The organism is Nocardia sp. NPDC057663, from assembly GCF_042799895.1.
Lineage (GTDB): Bacteria > Actinomycetota > Actinomycetes > Mycobacteriales > Mycobacteriaceae > Nocardia.
In genome coordinates, this window is the sequence record NZ_JBHVHX010000003.1 from 362921 (window position 1) to 380139 (window position 17219).

The 17219-nt window shown below is 69.1% G+C and carries 12 protein-coding genes; 5 read left to right on the forward strand and 7 right to left on the reverse strand.

The features are described 5' to 3' along the window. Positions 1-158: 158 nt before the first annotated feature. Positions 159-428 carry a helix-turn-helix domain-containing protein gene (locus ACFVAV_RS09780; protein ID WP_379032708.1) on the forward strand — a complete coding sequence of 90 codons (270 nt, stop codon included), beginning with the start codon at positions 159-161 and terminating at the stop codon, positions 426-428. 6 nt (positions 429-434) lie between these two features. Here ACFVAV_RS09780 and ACFVAV_RS09785 read toward each other — a convergent pair whose 3' ends face one another. The 4 genes from ACFVAV_RS09785 to ACFVAV_RS09800 all read right to left on the reverse strand — a co-directional run bounded on the left by ACFVAV_RS09785 (position 435) and on the right by ACFVAV_RS09800 (position 3191). Further along, positions 435-1394 carry an MvdC/MvdD family ATP grasp protein gene (locus tag ACFVAV_RS09785; protein WP_379032711.1) on the reverse strand — a complete coding sequence of 320 codons (960 nt, stop codon included), beginning with the start codon at positions 1392-1394 and terminating at the stop codon, positions 435-437. Positions 1395-1408: 14 nt separating this feature from the next. Next, complete coding sequence (locus ACFVAV_RS09790) at positions 1409-1828, reverse strand: hypothetical protein (RefSeq protein ID WP_379032715.1); 420 nt, start codon at positions 1826-1828, stop codon at positions 1409-1411. Positions 1829-2114: 286 nt separating this feature from the next. Further along, entirely contained in the window at positions 2115-2531 is a 417-nt protein-coding gene (locus tag ACFVAV_RS09795) for an acyl-CoA thioesterase (protein WP_379032717.1), read from the reverse strand. A gap of 165 nt (positions 2532-2696) precedes the next feature. Then, complete coding sequence (locus ACFVAV_RS09800) at positions 2697-3191, reverse strand: cupin domain-containing protein (RefSeq protein WP_379032720.1); 495 nt, start codon at positions 3189-3191, stop codon at positions 2697-2699. 65 nt (positions 3192-3256) lie between these two features. Between ACFVAV_RS09800 and ACFVAV_RS09805 the strand changes: the two genes are divergently transcribed. Continuing rightward, positions 3257-3757, forward strand: a complete 501-nt coding sequence (locus tag ACFVAV_RS09805) for a MarR family winged helix-turn-helix transcriptional regulator (RefSeq protein WP_379032724.1) — start codon at positions 3257-3259, stop codon at positions 3755-3757. A gap of 151 nt (positions 3758-3908) precedes the next feature. Here ACFVAV_RS09805 and ACFVAV_RS09810 read toward each other — a convergent pair whose 3' ends face one another. Next, entirely contained in the window at positions 3909-4475 is a 567-nt protein-coding gene (locus ACFVAV_RS09810; RefSeq protein WP_019047713.1) for a TetR/AcrR family transcriptional regulator, read from the reverse strand. Between the two features lie 135 nt (positions 4476-4610). Continuing rightward, positions 4611-7424: an aconitate hydratase AcnA gene (acnA, locus tag ACFVAV_RS09815; protein WP_379032727.1), complete on the reverse strand. Its 2814-nt coding sequence runs from the start codon at positions 7422-7424 to the stop codon at positions 4611-4613. Between the two features lie 281 nt (positions 7425-7705). Between acnA and ACFVAV_RS09820 the strand changes: the two genes are divergently transcribed. From ACFVAV_RS09820 to ACFVAV_RS09830, 3 genes are all read left to right on the forward strand, one after another. Continuing rightward, entirely contained in the window at positions 7706-8266 is a 561-nt protein-coding gene (locus ACFVAV_RS09820; protein ID WP_379032730.1) for a DUF6676 family protein, read from the forward strand. Between the two features lie 325 nt (positions 8267-8591). Then, positions 8592-9773 carry an NlpC/P60 family protein gene (locus ACFVAV_RS09825; RefSeq protein WP_379032732.1) on the forward strand — a complete coding sequence of 394 codons (1182 nt, stop codon included), beginning with the start codon at positions 8592-8594 and terminating at the stop codon, positions 9771-9773. A 203-nt stretch (positions 9774-9976) separates the two neighbouring features. Then, positions 9977-10969, forward strand: a complete 993-nt coding sequence (locus ACFVAV_RS09830) for a threonine/serine dehydratase (RefSeq protein ID WP_379032734.1) — start codon at positions 9977-9979, stop codon at positions 10967-10969. Here the strand turns inward: ACFVAV_RS09830 and ACFVAV_RS09835 are convergent. Continuing rightward, the gene (locus ACFVAV_RS09835) at positions 10949-17206 is read right to left on the reverse strand and encodes an amino acid adenylation domain-containing protein (RefSeq protein ID WP_379032736.1); all 6258 of its coding nucleotides are present in this window, start codon (positions 17204-17206) and stop codon (positions 10949-10951) included. The two genes, ACFVAV_RS09830 and ACFVAV_RS09835, sit on opposite strands and share 21 nt — an antisense overlap. Positions 17207-17219: the final 13 nt, after the last annotated feature.

A 17219-nucleotide genomic window follows, 5' to 3' on the forward strand; every position in this document is an offset into this window, starting at 1 on the left:
TGAGCCATCGCGGGCCCAGAACGGCGGTGTGTCGCCCGTGAAACGCTGTGTCGCGAGGGAACTCGCGGGTCTCAGGTGAGTTTCATCACTGTTTTCGTTGATCACCGACTCCGGAGTGTCTAGCCTGGAATCAGCTGCTCGGCGACTCGGAGGAAGCCATGAGCGACAGTGCGAGACAGGCCGCTCGGTCGGCCAAGGGCAAGACGATCGGCAAGGCTGCGCTGGGGAAGGGCACCCGGGTCACGGGCAAGTCCCGCGACCGGTTGCAGTCCCAGCTGAAGAAACAGTACGAGGCGGGAGCGAGCATCCGCTCCCTGGCCAGGTCGACCGGCCGCTCGTACGGCTTCATCCACAATGTGCTGGTGGAATCGCACGTCGAGTTGCGCGGCCGCGGCGGCGCCAACCGGCGCAAGAATCCGGCCGACTGACCGCCCTCACCAGCCGGGGACGGCACCGTCCCCGCGGACGAGCAGGTTCGCCAGGCTGGTGAACAGCGGCAGGCCGGTCTTGACCTCCAGGTACGCGAACTGGCCCTGCGGGTTCACCTCGAGGAAGTAGTACTCCCCGTCGTTGCCCAGGCGCAGGTCGACGACGCCGAAGCTCAGGCCGAGTGCGCCCATCAGGGTGGCCAGCGACTTGCTGACCGAGGCCGGCAACCGGTCGCGCGCGAACGCGACCGAGGTGTCCAGCCGGGAATCGACCCGGCCTGCACCCGCCTGCGAATCGATGCGCACCGTCCACTCGATGCCGTCGACCCACACCACCCGCAGATCGCAGCTGGCCTCGACGTAGTCCTGGAAGGTGGTGGGCGTCGACCGGATCGAGCCGAGCCTGCTCAGCTCGGGCCTGGTGATGATCCGGGTCTCGGAGAACTCGCCGCGGCCCGTCCCTGTGCGCTTGTACACCACTGGGCCGGAACGGGATTCGACGAAACTGCGGGCCTCGTCCGGATCGTTGGTGATCAGCGTCTCGGGAATGGTGAAGCCTGCCCGCTGTGCCGTCTCCAGCTGCACGATCTTGCGGCTCGCGGTGCGCTCGGCGGCCGGGTCGTTGACCCAGTACGCCGGGATCGACCACAGCATGCCCTGCAGGAACCCGTCGCACTCGGCCTGGCGGAACTCGTCGTCGGCGGCGCGCACACTGTGCGGCACCCGGCACGGGTGCGCCCTGCGCCACCACACCGCGCGCACGTCGTCGAGACCGTGGATATGGGCGAGCGCGCGGTTGGTTCCTGCCTTGTCGAGCCGGAAACTGCCTGTCTCGGTGGGGAAGTCACGCAGGTCGAGCCGGATCGGATCGAGTCCGTGGTGTTCTCGCAGGGTGGCGGCCAGCGCATCGGCGTGCAGGTCGTCGGTTTCGGAGACGATGAGCACCGCGTCGGTCGCGCGTTCCATGACGGTGGGCCGCTTCAGTCGAGGCTGTCGCAGTTGATGCCGTCGCGGAAGGTGAACGTGGCGCCGGTGACGCCGCCGCGTTCGGCGATCCGCAACGTGGCCGCCCAGGTGCGGGTGGCCTGGGCCAGCAGGTCGTCACCGAGTGCCTCCGACGGCTCGGGAGCCAGCGTGATCGGCCGGTCGACGAGTTCGACGCGCATTCTGCGGGTGAAGTCGGCGGTGGCGCCGGGCCGTATGTCGACGCACACCTGCCGTTCCCCCGCGGCGGCGCGGTCCTCGGTGAGCCGCACGACATCACGCCGGTCGAAGGTCCACGTACCACCGTCGACGCGCACCGAGATGTCGCGATCGGACTCGGCCACCAGCAATCCGCGCAAGGCGGGGCCCCGATCTCGGGACGACGCGGTAGCGGGGAGGTGGATGGCGTCGGTCATGGGCACTCACTCCGATCTTCTCGTCTGCTCGCGATTTGCCAGAACCCCCGAAGGTGCTACGGATCATAGCGTGCGAGCGGGCGTCACCGAGCCGGTTCGCAAGATTTGAAGAGCCCCGGGCAAACCGCCGAGCGGCGCGTGATCGCCTAGCGGGGAGAGAATTTCGGACAACCGGGCCGCTGGTCGCCTCGTCGCACCGGCAATCGATCAGCTAACGATGCCCGGACGTGAGCGCGGCCCGCATCGCCCTGGAATTGCTGGGCGAGGCGGGCCGTGTCGGTCTGTCTCAGAGGCCGAGCAGCTCGGGGCGCTCGGCGAGAGTGCGGAAGTGCTCGGCGGGGTTGGCGACCAGCTTGCGCTCGGTCAGGTCCATCGCGCCGGCCACCACGGTGATCTCCGCGGAGATCGTGCCGTCGAGCTTGATGATCTTGTGGTGGAACCTGAAGACCTTGCCGCCGTCCCAATCGAATTCGCACGTCACGGTCACCTCGTCGCCACCGCGCAGCTCGCGCCGGTACTTGATCGTCGACTCGAGCACGACGGCCCCGATACCGCTGGCGAGGAACTTGTCCTGCGGGATCCCGGCCGCGCGCATGAGCTCCCAGCGGGCGTGCTCGCCGTACTGGTGGTAGACGGCATGGTTGAGATGGCCCTGGGTGTCGAGCTCATAGCCGCGGACGAGGACCGGTACGGAGAACGTCATACGGTGTATAACCCGGGGTTCGCGCGCGAATGTTCCCGGGTCGGGTGCAATCTCGGACACATACCGCGCGGTCCGGTATCGCATGGCATGTGCCCTCGTTGCCGTCCGGATGGGTATCTACCCCGGTCCGAGACCCACCGGAACCCCGATGTAGCGGTGTCGGCCTCAGCTGCGGTGGGCGTTGCGTTCGGCCCACCAGGCGGGGGCGTCGACGAAGTGGTTGTCGAATTCCTCTTGGGCGGCGAGGAATTCGTCGTGTGTCGCCGCGCCGTGGATGAGTCGGTCGAGCAGCCGGAAGTACTCGAAGCGCTGGACGCCGGGCATCAGGGCGATGAGGATGCGGGCGCCGCTGTCGGGGGTGGCGCCGAAGGCGTGTGGCATCAGGCGGGGGACCACCAGCGAGCCGCCCGCGCCGACGGTGAGAATGCGATCGCCCGCCATGACCTGGAGTTCGCCGTCGGCGACGTAGAAGAGCTCGTCGGAGCGGGTGTGGAAATGCGGCGCCGCGCCGTCGGCGCCCTGGTCCATGGTGACTTCCAGCGTGCTGACGGTGCCGTCGCTGGCGTCCGCATCGGTGAGCAGGCGCATGCGCACGGAGTCGGTGCCGAGGGTCTCCGCGTCTTCGGGCAGGCAGAGGGCGATGTCGCGAGTGTGCGTCATGGCAGTTCCATTCGCTGGTTGATAATTCGTTACCGAACTATATCGCAGCGAATAGAATCGTGTCCATGGATGAATCGGATCTGGATGCCGTCGACGCCATCACCGCCCAGTGGCGCCGCGAACGCCCCGACCTCGACCTCGCCGCCATGGCTGTCTTCGGCAGGCTCGGCAGGCTGATGACGGTCGCGACGGCTCGCATCGAAGCCGTGTTCACCGCCCACGGCTTACAGCGCGGTGAGTTCGATGTGCTCGCGGCGCTGCGCCGTTCGGGCGCTCCCTGCGAACTCAACCCGTCGGTGCTCGCCGACACGATGATGCTGTCGCGCGCCGGGATGACCGGCCGCATCGACCGTCTCGAAGCGGCGGGCCTGGTCCGCCGGATCGCCGACCAGAGCGATCGCAGGGCCGTCCGGGTCGGCCTCACCGACGAGGGTCGCGCGCTCGTCGATGTGGTTGTCGGCGTGCACACCGAGAACGAAACGGCGATGCTGTCCGTACTCGACCCCGCGGATCGGGAATCGCTCGATCGCATCGCCCGGATCCTGCTGCGGCGCCTCGAGGGCTAGCTGATCCCGATTTCCGCAACTCCCTGTGTTGTAGATCCCGCCGACGGCAATCGGGGTGTCAGGGAATCGTCGAACCGGCGTGCGAAATCTCGCCACGCACAACCGCCGCATCGTTCCCGGAAGAACGATGCGGCGGTTCGGGTTTCGGTGTTCAGTCGCGGCGGCGGACGGAGGCTTCGACGAGATCGAGGACGGCGGACAGGTTGTCGTCGGTGTGGCCCGAGGCGATGCGCGCGATGAGGCCGTCGAGGACCAGGTCCAGATAGCCGAGCAGGACATCGGTGGGGACGTCGTCACGCAGGGCGCCCGCGGCCTTGCGGCGTTCGAGGCGGGCCAGGGTGGCGGCGGTCAGCTCGGCCGAGCGCTGGGTCCAGCCTGCGCGGAACTCGGGGTCGGTGCGCACCCGGCGCGCGATCTCGAGGCGGGTGCCCAGCCAGTTGAATTCCTCTGGGCGGGCGAGCATATCGCGCATGACCTGCACGATGCCCTGGTTGGCTGCGACCTCGGCCATCCGCTCGGCGTCGTCCTTGGCCAGGGCGAAGAACAGCGCGTCCTTGTCACGGAAGTGGTGGAAGATCGCGCCACGGGAGAGGCCGATCGCCTCTTCCAGACGGCGCACCGTGGCGCCGTCGTAGCCGTATTCGGCGAAGCAGCGCCGTGCGCCGTCGAGGATCTGGCTGCGGCGGGCGGCGAGATGGTCGTCGCTGACCTTGGGCATGAGTCCTCCAACGGGAAATACACGGACCCCCGCCCCGGAACTCCGAGACGGGGGCTGTCGCACACAGGGCATCCGCTAGCGGATGCCCTTGTGGCGCAGCATCATTCGATACTGCACCACCGGACACCGAGGTGCTTAACCGCGGATCATGTTGCGCAGGACGTACTGCAGGATGCCGCCGTTGCGGTAGTAGTCGGCCTCACCGGGGGTGTCGATGCGGACGACCGCGTCGAAGACGGTCTTGGTGCCGTCCTCAGCGGTGGCGGTGACCTTGACGGTCTTCGGGGTGACACCCTCGTTGAGGGCGGTGATGCCCTCGATGTCGAAGGTCTCGGTGCCGGTCAGGCCCAGCGACGCGGCCGACTGGCCGGCCGGGAACTGCAGCGGCACAACGCCCATGCCGATGAGGTTGGAGCGGTGGATACGCTCGAACGACTCGGTGATGACGGCCTTCACGCCCAGCAGGCTGGTGCCCTTGGCGGCCCAGTCACGCGAGGAGCCCGAACCGTACTCCTTACCACCGAGCACGACCAGCGGGATGCCGGCGGCCTGGTAGTTCTGCGAGGCGTCGTAGATGAACGACTGCGGGCCGCCCTCGAGGGTGAAGTCGCGGGTGTAACCACCCGAGACGTCGTCGAGCAGCTGGTTGCGCAGCCGGATGTTGGCGAAGGTGCCACGGATCATGACCTCGTGGTTACCGCGGCGCGAGCCCAGCGAGTTGTAGTCCTTGCGGGCCACACCGTTGGCGTCGAGGTACTGCGCGGCGGGGGTGCCGGGCTTGATCGGGCCTGCCGGGGAGATGTGGTCGGTGGTGACCGAGTCGCCCAGCAGCGCCAGGACGCGGGCGCCCTTGATGTCGGTGACGGGGCTCGGGTCCATCGACATGCCGTCGAAGTACGGCGCCTTGCGGACGTAGGTCGACTTCTCGTCCCACGCGAAGGTGTCGCCCTCCGGGGTGGCCAGGCCCTGCCAGCGGGCGTCGCCGTCGAAGACGGTGGCGTAGGAGTTGCGGAACATGTCCTGGTTGATCGACGACTTGATGGTGTCGTCGATCTCCTGGGCCGAGGGCCAGATGTCCTTCAGGAAGACGTCGTTGCCGTCGGTGTCCTGGCCGAGGGCGTCGGTCTCGAAGTCGAAGTCCATGGTGCCCGCGAGCGCGTAGGCGATGACCAGCGGCGGGGAGGCCAGGTAGTTCATCTTCACGTCGGGGGAGATGCGACCCTCGAAGTTGCGGTTACCCGACAGCACGGCGGTGACCGAGAGGTCGTTGTCGTTGATCGCGGCCGAGATCTCCTCGGGCAGCGGGCCGGTGTTACCGATGCAGGTGGTGCAGCCGTAGCCACCGACGAAGAAGCCCAGCTTCTCCAGGTACGGCCACAGGCCGGCCTTCTCGTAGTAGTCGGAGACGACCTGCGAGCCCGGCGCCATGTTGGTCTTCACCCACGGCTTGGTCGACAGGCCCTTCTCCACCGCGTTGCGGGCGAGCAGGGCGGCGCCCAGCATGACCGACGGGTTGGAGGTGTTGGTGCAGGAGGTGATACCCGCGACCACGACGGCGCCGTGATCGAGGACGAAGTCACCGCGCTCCTCGGAGCGCACCTGGACCGGCTTGGACGGACGGCCGTTGGCGCCCTTGGCGGCCGAGTGGGCCGGGGTGTAGGTGTCGTCGGCCGCGCCGGCGGACACGGCGACCGAATCGGAAGCCGGGAAGGACTCCTCGCCCGCCTCGTCCAGCGCGGTGAGCTCACCCTCGCCGACGTAGTTGACGATGTCGGAGCGGAAGGCGCTCTTGGACTCGCTGAGCAGAATGCGGTCCTGCGGGCGCTTCGGGCCGGCGATGGACGGCACGACGGTGCCCAGGTCCAGCTCCAGGTACTCCGAGTACGCCGGCTCCTTGTCCGCGTCGTGCCACATGCCCTGTTCCTTGGCGTACGCCTCGACGAGCGCGAGCTGCTCGTCGGTGCGGCCGGTCAGGCGCAGGTAGTTGATGGTCTCCTCGTCGATCGGGAAGATCGCCGCGGTGGAGCCGAACTCGGGGCTCATGTTGCCCAGGGTGGCGCGGTTGGCCAGCGGCACCTCGGACACGCCGGCACCGTAGAACTCGACGAACTTGCCGACGACGCCGTGCTTGCGCAGCATGTCGGTGACGGTCAGCACCACGTCGGTGGCGGTGACGCCCGGCTTGATCTCACCGGTCAGCTTGAAGCCGACGACGCGCGGGATCAGCATGGAGACCGGCTGGCCCAGCATCGCGGCCTCGGCCTCGATGCCGCCCACGCCCCAGCCCAGCACGCCGAGGCCGTTGACCATGGTGGTGTGCGAGTCGGTGCCGACACAGGTGTCGGGGTAGGCCTGGCCGTTGCGGACCATGACGGTGGGGGCCAGGTACTCGATGTTGACCTGGTGGACGATGCCCATGCCCGGGGGGACGACCTTGAAGTCGTCGAAGGCGCCCTGGCCCCAGCGCAGGAACTGGTAACGCTCGCCGTTGCGCTCGTACTCGAGCTCGACGTTGCGCTCCAGCGCGTCGGCGCGACCGAAGACGTCCAGGATCACCGAGTGGTCGATGACCATGTCGGCGGGGGAGAGCGGGTTCACCTTGCTCGGGTCGCCACCGAGGGTGGTGACGGCCTCACGCATGGTGGCGAGGTCGACGATGCAGGGCACGCCGGTGAAGTCCTGCATGATCACGCGCGCGGGGGTGAACTGGATCTCGACGCTCGGCTGCGCCGAGGGGTCCCAGTTCGCGATCGCGCGGATGTGATCGGCGGTGATGTTGGCGCCGTCCTCGGTGCGCAGCAGGTTCTCCGCCAGCACCTTCAGGGCGTAGGGCAGCTTCTCGGTGCCGGGAACAGCCGAGAGACGGAAGATCTCGTAGGAGTTGCTTCCGACCTCGAGCGTGCCTTTGGCGCCGAAGGTATCAATCTTCGTCACGTCAGCTCCACTCATGTGTGAGGGTGTGCCGCCGGCGGGGCTGTGCCGGCGACTCGCGTCTTCGGAGGGGGGATCCGGCGCCGTGAGATGCCGGTTTCCTCGCCGTACGAGCCTAACAGTACGCTTGTCCTATGAAATACGCGGGGGCGGTTGGGATGCCGTGTGAGCGTATCCGCGCGCACCGTCGCGTACTGTGCCAGTCGAGCGAGTCGGGGAATGACGCGTTGACGCTCACCCTGCAGTGTTGGATGCCCGTCGCAACGTAGGCGACCGAGGCTCGACAGACCGGATGGAAGATGACCGTCTTGCACACCTTCGCGCCGATGGCCGCCGAATTGCCGCCGAATACCGTGCTGAGCAGTGTCCGGTCGGATCTCGCCGACAATCATGTCGCCGCCCCCAAAGGCGTGAACCAGGAGAAACTGGCGGCGATCGTCGCCCAGGCGCGATCCGAGGGGATCCCGCTGAGCGTCGTCGTTGTTCCAGGTAACCCCGGCCACGACTCGAGCCTACGTGACCTGGCCGCCGAGGTGGGCAAAAGCATCGACGGCACCGTCGCGGTCTTCAGCGACGACTGGGTGGGCACCCACAGCGACGGCATCAGCCGGGTCCGGCTGGAGTGGGCCGAGGATGCCGCCAAGTACAAGGGGAACCATCCCGAGGAGGCCGTGCAGGCCTTCGTCGACCGGCTGGAGCAGCCCGAGGGTCTGTCCTGGAGCGTGATCACCGCGGTGTTGCTGACGCTCGCCGCGCTGGTGATCGCCGGGCTGTATTTCGTGAAGGCGCGCCGCGGCCCCGATGCCGATGCGCAGATTGCGCCGTCGGCCCACCACGCTGACGCAGGTTCCGCCACGTAGCTGGTTTCCCTTCAGCAACATTTCCAGACCACCGGTCTGTTTTCTGCCATGAAAAGCTGACCTCCGACAGGCTAATTTCAGGCTATTCGCAAATTGCACCCCCGTGTCGCTGTGGCGGTTGTTTCCTTTGTGAACTATGTGTCGTACGGTTTCGGTGATCGCGATCGTGAATGCAGTGGTACAGGGGGCATTGGTCGACTCTTGTGGTCGGTGGGTGGGCTGATGCGCCGGTGGCGTATGTCGAGTCGAGTCACTCGGAGGTGCCGTGCGCGGTGCGGGCAGGCAGGACGAACCAGGTCTATTACGGATAGCGGCTGGATTGCTGATGACCCTGGCCGTGCTCGCGGGCGCGGGGCAGGTCGCGGCGGTGCCACCGCCCCCACCCAATCCCTCCGACGGTGAGATCGCGGGCGCCGGCGCACAGGTCGACGCGCGGGTGAGCGAGATCGATGTGCTGATCAACCGGGTCGCCGCGGCCGATCACCAGTTACGGGCCCTCGACGACGCGCTCGCCGCCAAACGTGAGGCGGCCAACCAGGCGCTGGTCGACCTGCAGACCGCGAGGGACGCCGCCGACGCGGCCGCGGCCGCGGTCACCGATTCGCAGGCACGGCTCGACGACGCGGGCGTACAGATCGGCGTGGCCCGCCAGGACTTCGACCAGCTCGCCGCCCATGCCTATGCCGACAGCGCCGCCGACGCCGCCGAGCAGAAGAAGATCGCCGCCCAGACCGCGGTCACCGTCGCCAAGACCGAATTCGCCACCCAGGCGGCTGCCCGCGACACGCTCCAGCGCGACCGCGCGGCAGCCCAGTCCGCCCTCGATGTCGCCCGCGCGACGGTGTCCGGGCTGCCGAGCCGGCGCGAGGTGTTCCTGGTCCGGGACGACCAGCGCAGGGCCGAGCTGACCGCGCTGCTCGCCGCCGCCAAAGCCGCGGCCGCCCGCGCCGCCGCCGATCAGGCCGCCCGCGACCGCGCCGCCGAGCTCGGCGAGGGGCAGCGCCCGCACACCGAGCTCGAATCCACCCCGGCCGCGCCGCGCAAGACCAAACCCAGACCGACGAAACCACCGTTCACCGGGTCGGCCGCGGTCGAGACGGTGATCGACCGGGCGATGTCGCAACTCGGCGTCACCTATGCCTGGGGTGGCGGCGACGAGGTAGGACCCACGCTCGGCATCCGCGACGGCGGTACCGGTGACGCGCACGGTGACTTCGACAAGATCGGCTTCGACTGCTCGGGCCTGATGCTCTACGCCTTCGCCGGCATCGGTGTCTCCCTGCCGCATTACAGCGGCTATCAGTACAACGCGGGCACCCGCGTCGACGTCGAGGACCGCGAACGCGGTGACATGCTGTTCTGGGGGCCGGGCGGCAGCCAGCACGTCGCGCTCTATCTGGGCAACGGGAAGATGATCGAGGCCCCCGAATCCGGTGATGTGGTGAGGATTTCGCCGGTCCGTGAGGACGGGATCATGCCGTACGCGGTCCGCATCGTCACCGACTGAGCCGTTGCCGGAGCTTCCCGATGGCTCCACGGCGACGGTGAACTGTTGGGCGAGAGCAACTTTCGGCTCGAATCCGGGTCCGGTCGGCGCGCTCGGCGATAGGCTGTAGGTGCGGCGCCACATCCGCGGGCGCTGAAACGGTCGCCTGGGGAAGACATGCCGAATCGTCTCGTCGACGCGGTCGCCCGCTGAGATCGTCGCCCGTGGCTCTGTCGAACCTGCCCGTGGGGATTGCGGACGTGTACGCGGCGCGGGATCGGCTGCGTTCGGTGGCCACAGTGACTCCCGTGCTCGGTCATCGGGTACTCGACGAGCTGTGCGGCAGGCCGGTCCTGTGTAAGGCCGAATGTCTGCAGCAGGCAGGGTCTTTCAAGTTCCGTGGCGCATACAACGCGGTAGCCGCCCTGACCGGCGAGCAGCGGCGGCGTGGGGTGATCGGGGCGTCGTCGGGCAATCATGCGAAGGCGCTCGCCTTGGCGGGCTATCTGTGGCAGGTGCCGGTTACCGTTGTTGTTCCCCAGGATGCGCCGCTGATCAAGGTCGAGGTGGCTCGGGCGCTGGGGGCCAGGGTCGTCGGCTACGACCGCGTCCGCGACGATCGCGACCGGCTCACCGTCGAACTCGCGACCGAGCACGGCTTGACCATCGTGCCGTCGGCCGACGACCGGAACGTCATCGCGGGCGCCGCCACGGTGGCACTCGAATTCCTCACGCAAGCACCGGGGATCACCGCGGTGTTGGTGCCGGTGGGCGGCGGTGGGCTCGCCGCCGGTACGGCGATCACGGTCGGGCAGCTGGCTGCGCATGTCCGGGTGGTCGGGGTGGAGCCGGAAACCGCCGCGGACACCGCGGCATCGTTGCGCGCGGGTCAGCGCACGACGCTGCCCGCCGTTCCGGACACCATCGCCGACGGGCTGCGCCATACCGTGCCGGGGGAACTACCGTGGCAGATCAACCGGCAGCTGCTCAGTACGGTAGTGACCGTGACCGACGCCGAGATCAGGGCGGCGATGGGCTGGGCGTTGCGCTGTCTCGAGCTCGTCGTCGAGCCGTCCGGTGCGGTGGCACTGGCCGCCGCGTCGCTGCTCGGCACGGCGAAAGAACCGGTGGGTGTGGTCATCTCGGGCGGGTCGGTCGACGCCGACACGTTCGCCAGGCTTGCCACACCATCGTGGTCACTCGCTGCCGATGGGTGATTCCTGTCGTATCCGCGCCGCCATCCCGCGCAGGGTCCGTTCGGTGAACAGGGTGTAGAGCTCGAGTTCGACGCCGAACTCCTCGTTGGTTCGTGACATGAGCCGGATCGCGCTCAGGCTGTGCCCACCGAGGTCGAAGAAGTCGTCGTCGAGTCCGAGCTGATCGACGCCGAGCACGTCCTGCCAGATTCCGGCCAGTGTCCGCTCGGTGTCGGTGGAGGGGGTGCGATAGTGCGTCGACAACCGGGGGCGCACGGTGGCAGGGAGGGGTAGCCGCCGCTGATCGATCTTGCCGTTGGCGGTGAGCGGAAACGCGTCGAGTGCTACCACCACGGTGGGGACGAGGTGGTTCGGCAGGCGTGCGCCGAGGAACGCGCGCAACCGGTCGGTGTCCACCTCGCTGTCCGCGACGACGTAGGCGGCCAACTGGGGTTGTCCGCTCGCATCGGGCCGGACGGTGACGACTGCGCTCCGTACCGGTGGGTACGCCAGCAGCGCACCTTCGGCTTCCGCCGGTTCGATGCGGAATCCGCGCAGTTTGATCTGGCGGTCCGTGCGGCCGAGGTACTCGAGTCTGCCGTCGCGCCGGTGGCGGCCGCGGTCCCCGGTGCGGTACATCCGCGCCGAGTCCGTGCCCGCGAACGGATCGGGCAGGAATCGCGTGGCGGTCAGCCCAGGCCGGCGGCGATAGCCACGTGCCACGCCGGGTCCACCGAGATAGATCTCCCCGGCTACTCCGGGGGGCACCGGCTGAAGGTGGGCGTCGAGGACGTGGACGACGGTGTCGCCGAGGGGATCTCCGATCGGCACCGGATCGTCGTCTCCGACCGGCGCGATGGTGGACCAGATAGTCGTCTCGGTCGGTCCGTAGACGTTGAACGCCGAGTCCGCCATGCGGCGGAGACCGGCCACCAGCGTGGACGGCAGCGCCTCGCCGCCGCACAGCCCGATCCGCACCCGCGGCGGGTCTTGCTGCTCGGCGAGGAGCTGCCAGGTGATCGGCGTCGCCTGCAGAATCGTTGCGCCCACGGTGTGCAGCAGGGCCCGCAGACGCGTCGGGTCGAGCGCGTCGCCGGAGTCGGCGATCACCACACGGGCGCCGATCGTCAGCGGGAGAAGCAGTTCGAGGGCGGCGATGTCGAACGACACCGTGGTGACCGCCACCAGTGTGTCGTCGGGGATGACGCCGAGCCGATCCGCCAGCTCGCCGAGCACATGGTCGAGCCCGGCATGAGTCACCTCGACGCCCTTCGGCTCACCCGTCGAGCCGGAGGTGTATATCACGTAGGCCAGCTCGTCGGCAGGGCACGGCGCCCACGGCCCGGTCGACGCCGGTGTCCTCCGCTCGGTCTCGGTATCGAACGGGTCCAGCGGCAGGATGCCGGGCAGGCAGGTGCCGAGGCGATCGATCAGTGATTCCTGCGTGAGCACCAGCGCTGGGCGCGCACCGGAAACCACGCGGCTCAGCCGATCCGCGGGATGTGTCGGGTCCAGCGGGAGGTAGGCCGCACCGGCACGGTGGATGCCGAGCAGGCCGGCGACGAGGTCGGGTCCGCGTTCGGCGCACAGTCCCACGAGCGACCCCGGGCCCACCCCGGCCTCGCGCAGCCGCGCCGCGATCCCTGCCGACGCGCCGTCGAGCATCCGGTAGGTCATGGTCCGGCCACCACCGGTCACCGCGACGCGATCGGGAAATCGCCGGACACTCTCGGCGATGCGGTGCGGGACAGCCGGATACGGCGGGTGTGCCCGGTGGGGGATCGGACGCGGGGCGAGGTCGTGCAGGGGCAGCGTCGCGATCGCGCGGTCCGGTGTGCCGAGAGCGGCGGCGAGCAGGTGCTCGAAATGTTCGGCGAGCAGTGCGATGGTGGCCGCGTCGAACAAGTCGGTGTCGAAGGTGAACAGTGCGGTCAGGCCGGTGTCGCGGCGCAAGAACGAGACGGACAGGTCGAACCAGCAGCCGCCGGTGTCGACCACCGTCGGCGTGAGACACACGCCGGGCAGGTCCATAGCCGGCGTGCGCTGGGTGTCGGCCAGGGTCTGGAAGACCGGACCGTGGGCGAGGCTGCGGTCGAAACGCAACTGTTCGACCAACCGCTCGAAGGGCAGATCACCGTGGTCGATCGCGCGGAACAGCGAGTCGCGCACGCGGGACAACAGCTCGCGCATCGTCGGTGTGCCGTGCAGCGACACCCGCACGGGCAGCACATTGACGAAAAGTCCGACCAGACGGTCGAATTCCGGCTCGGCGCGTCCGCCGACGGGAACGCCGATCACCAGCTCGTCCTGTCCGGTGTAGCGGCTCAGCAGCGCGGCCCAGACAGTCGACAGCACCATGAACGGGCTCGCACCGCAGGCCCGGCCGATCGCCGTGGCCGAATCGACGAGGCCCGGCGGCACCGGGCGATGGTGCACCGCGCCGTGGTGCCGCTGCACCGGCGGACGGTTGCGGTCCGTCGGCAGCGCGAGAAGTGGTGGGGCGTCGGCGAGTTCGGCTCGCCAGAAAGCCACGTCGCGGGCCACCCGCTCGGCGGTGAGCCGTTCGGCCTGCCACCCGATGTAGTCGGCGTAGGAATGCGTGGCGGGGGGAAACGCGGGTGCCGCGCCTGCCCGGCGCGCGCGGTAGGCCACGGCGAGGTCGTCGAGCAGTATCTCGAGCGACCTCGCGTCGGCGACCAGGTGGTGCACCCGCACCAGCAGCCCACCTCCCGCTTCCCCGTCGAACACCGTGACCTTCAGCATCGGTCCGTGCAGGATATTCAGCGGTTGTGCGGCCACCGAGTTCATTCGCCCGGCGAGATCGTCGGCGACGTGGACGATGTCGAACGACGTGGCGACGATGTCGGTGGGCAGGCAGACCGGTCGCCCACGGTCGTCCTGGAAGGTCGAGCGCAGCGCGTCGTGATACGCGACGACATCGCGCGTGGCGGCGGCCAGTGCCTCGTGATCGAGCGCGCCGTCGACCAGGAACGCGCTGGTGATGGTGTTCAACGGACTGTTCGGGAGCAACTGTTCGAAGAACCAGAGGCGTTGCTGGGCCGGGCACAGCGGCGCCGGGCCTGCGACGGCCGGCCTCGCCGTCGGGGCGGTGCGCGGCCCGGGGTCCCCGGGTGGCGGCAGCATTTCGGTGACCGCAGCGACCGTGGGCGTCCGGAAGATGTCGGCGGGTTCCGGGGCCCGCCCGAACGCCCGGCGGATCCGGGACACCAGCGACATCACCAGAATCGAGTCGGCGCCCGCCTCGAAGAGATCGTCGTGGACGCCGAAGTCGGGATGGTGCAGCACCTCCCGCCACAGCGTCAGCATGCGTGCCTCGTCCTCGGTGCGCGGCAGCCGGTCCGGCAGTGTCGGGGCGGTCGCCCGGTGCGCCGCCAGCGCGGCGCGGTCCACCTTCCCTCGGGCGGTGCGGGGCAGCGCGGACAAGGCGTGAAAAGCCCTTGGCACCACGGACTCCGGCAGCAGGTTGCCGGCGAACGCCCGCAGTTGCGCGGTATCGATCGAGTGACCGGCGTGCGGGACGACATAACCGACAAGGACGCTGCCGCCGGCGGCACCGGGAACCGTCGCCACGGCCGCCTCACGGACCGTTCGGTGCATCTGCAGGGTCGCCTCGATCTCACCGGGTTCGACCCGCACACCGTTGACATTGAGCTGAGCATCGACCCGCCCGTGGAACCACAGCACGCCGTCCGCGTCGAACCGGCCGCGGTCCCCGGTGCGGTACATGCGGCGGCCGGGCTCGCCGAACGGATCCGGCAGGAACCGGGTGGCCGACAGCCCCGGATCGTCGGCATACCCGCGGGCGACACCGGCCCCGCCGATGTAGATCTCACCCACCGTGCCCGGTGCCACCGGGGCCAGGACGGCGTCGAGCAGATGGATACGCCCCCACGCCGGGGGCCGTCCGATCGGGACCGGACCCGGTCGGTCCCCGCGGACGGGATGGAAGGTGGAGGTCATCGTGCATTCGGTGGGGCCGTAGTGGTTCACGATGCCCACACCTGCGCCGAATCGGTCGCGTGCGCGGCGCACGGTCTCGATGGTCAACGCTTCGCCGCTGACCATCAGCAGGCGCAGCGACCGGGGCTCCGATGTCCGGTTCGAATCGCAGAGCAACCGGATGGTCGCCGGGGCCAGCGCGGGCGCCACACTGACCCGGTGTCGCACGATCAGGTCGTGGAGAACGTCGGAGTCCGCTGTCAGCAGGTCGGGGACGAGGACCACCCGTCCCCCCACGGTGAGCGGACCCAACATGTCCCGGACCGAGGCGTCGAACGACGGCGTGGCCATCTGCAGGGCGGTGTCGGTCGCCGTGAGATATCCGGACCCCGCCAGGTTGCGCAGGTACGTCGCGGCTGAACGGTGGGTTGTGCCGACGGCTTTGGGGATTCCTGTCGAGCCCGAGGTGAACGTTATATAGGCGAGGTTGTCCGCGCGCACGCAGGCAGCCCGGTCTTCGTCCGCGCCGGTGACGTTGTCGGGATGGTCGATGTCGGTGCACACGACGTGCGTGATCGGCCCGGTCACCGTCGGGTCGTGCAGGTCGGCGCGCGTCACCAGGACCTGCGCGCCGGCGCGGCTCAGCATGGTCCGGCAGCGGGAGCCCGGCATCGCGGGTTCGACCGGAACGTAGATCCCGCCTGCCATCAGCGCACCGAGCATCGCCACGACCAAGTCGATCGATCGGCCCAGCCGCACCCCGACCACGGTCTCCGGGCCGACTCCGAGGGCGCGCAAGCGCTGGGCGAGCCGACCTGCCGAGACGTCGAGTTGTGCGTAGGTGACCATGGATTCGCCGGCGATCAGGGCGACCGCGTCCGGGGTCCGTACGGCCGTCTCCCGGAACATCGCGTGCACGAGGTCGGTGCCCGGCGGTTGTCTGCGTCCTTCGTCGGCAGCCTGCGGGACCGCACTCTCCGGCCATCCGACCAGGCGATGGAACGCGGGTGCAGCGTCGGCGGGCCCATCGGCGTCGGTGTCGAGGAACCGGGCCGTCGCTTCGATGTCCCTGCCGATCCGAGCGGCGAGGTCGCGGTCCACCGGTGGGTGCGCGTACCGCACGCTGCCGACCACCGTGTCGCGTCCGATCCGGAACGACACGACCAGGGTGGGGCCGCCGTTCTCGGCCCACTCTTCGTCCGGCGGGCCCGCGTCCGCCGTGTGCGCGGAAGTGCCTGCCATCTGCCCCGATTCGGCGCGGGTGAACCCGACGTTCAGTTCCACCTCCCACGGGCCGGGCGCGCCTGCTCGCAACCCCACCGGACGGCCGGTCCGCAGGCACACTTCCTCCACCGGCAGGCGGGACAGGTGCGTGAGCCCGGAGCGCAGCCGATCTCGTTGGGCTGCCACGGCTTCCGCAACGGTGGCACCCGAGCCGACCATCGCGTCGTGTACCACGAACCCGCGCACCAGACCGACGACGCCGGAGCCGCCGGGCAGGTGGCGTCCGCTGTGGACGACCCCGAGGGCAGCGGGCGCGCCGTCGGGGCGGCGGAAGTACAGCGCGACCGCGGCGGCCAGGACCTCGAATCCGCTGCCCAGGTATCGTCGTCCGGCCGCGTGGACCAGCGCCGTGCTGATCGCGTCGAATGTCCAGCGGTGGACGCCCATTCGCGCACGCGGAGCCGCCGACCTGGTGGCTTGCATCCAGGGCGGAACGGCAGGCCGGACACGGTCGAGTAGCGCGTTCCAGTCGGCCTGCGCTGTCCGCAACCCGTCGGCGAGCATGTCGGCGTAGTAGTCGGCGAACTGCACGGCGGTGGGCGCGGGTGCGCCGTCGTACGCACCGCGGATCTGTCCGGCGACCAGTTCTGCCGAGACACCGTCGACGCACACATGATCGAACACGCAGACAACGATGCTGCGCCCGCCGGCGGAACCGGAGATCACCTTGACGGGCAGGGCCCGTGCCCCAGCCGACCACTCGTCCGCGCCGGAGACGATGCGGCGCACGCCCGCGGGCGTACCGTCCCATTCCGCTGTCGCACAGGCAGATTCGGTGACCTCGGCGGGTTCACGAACGACCTGGACCAGTGCCCCGTCGTGCACTTCGATCGATGTGCGCAGGGCTTCGTGGGCGTCGACCACCTGCCGTACCGCACGGGCCAGTCGATCGCTGTCGACCGGTGCGTCCAGGGTGAACGCGACATGCGCGCGCTTGGCGGGTGACCAGGTGCCGTCGGCGGTGACGAAGTCGTGGTAGACGACCTGACCGGCGGAAGGCGGTAGGAACTTCACGGCAGGATCCCTC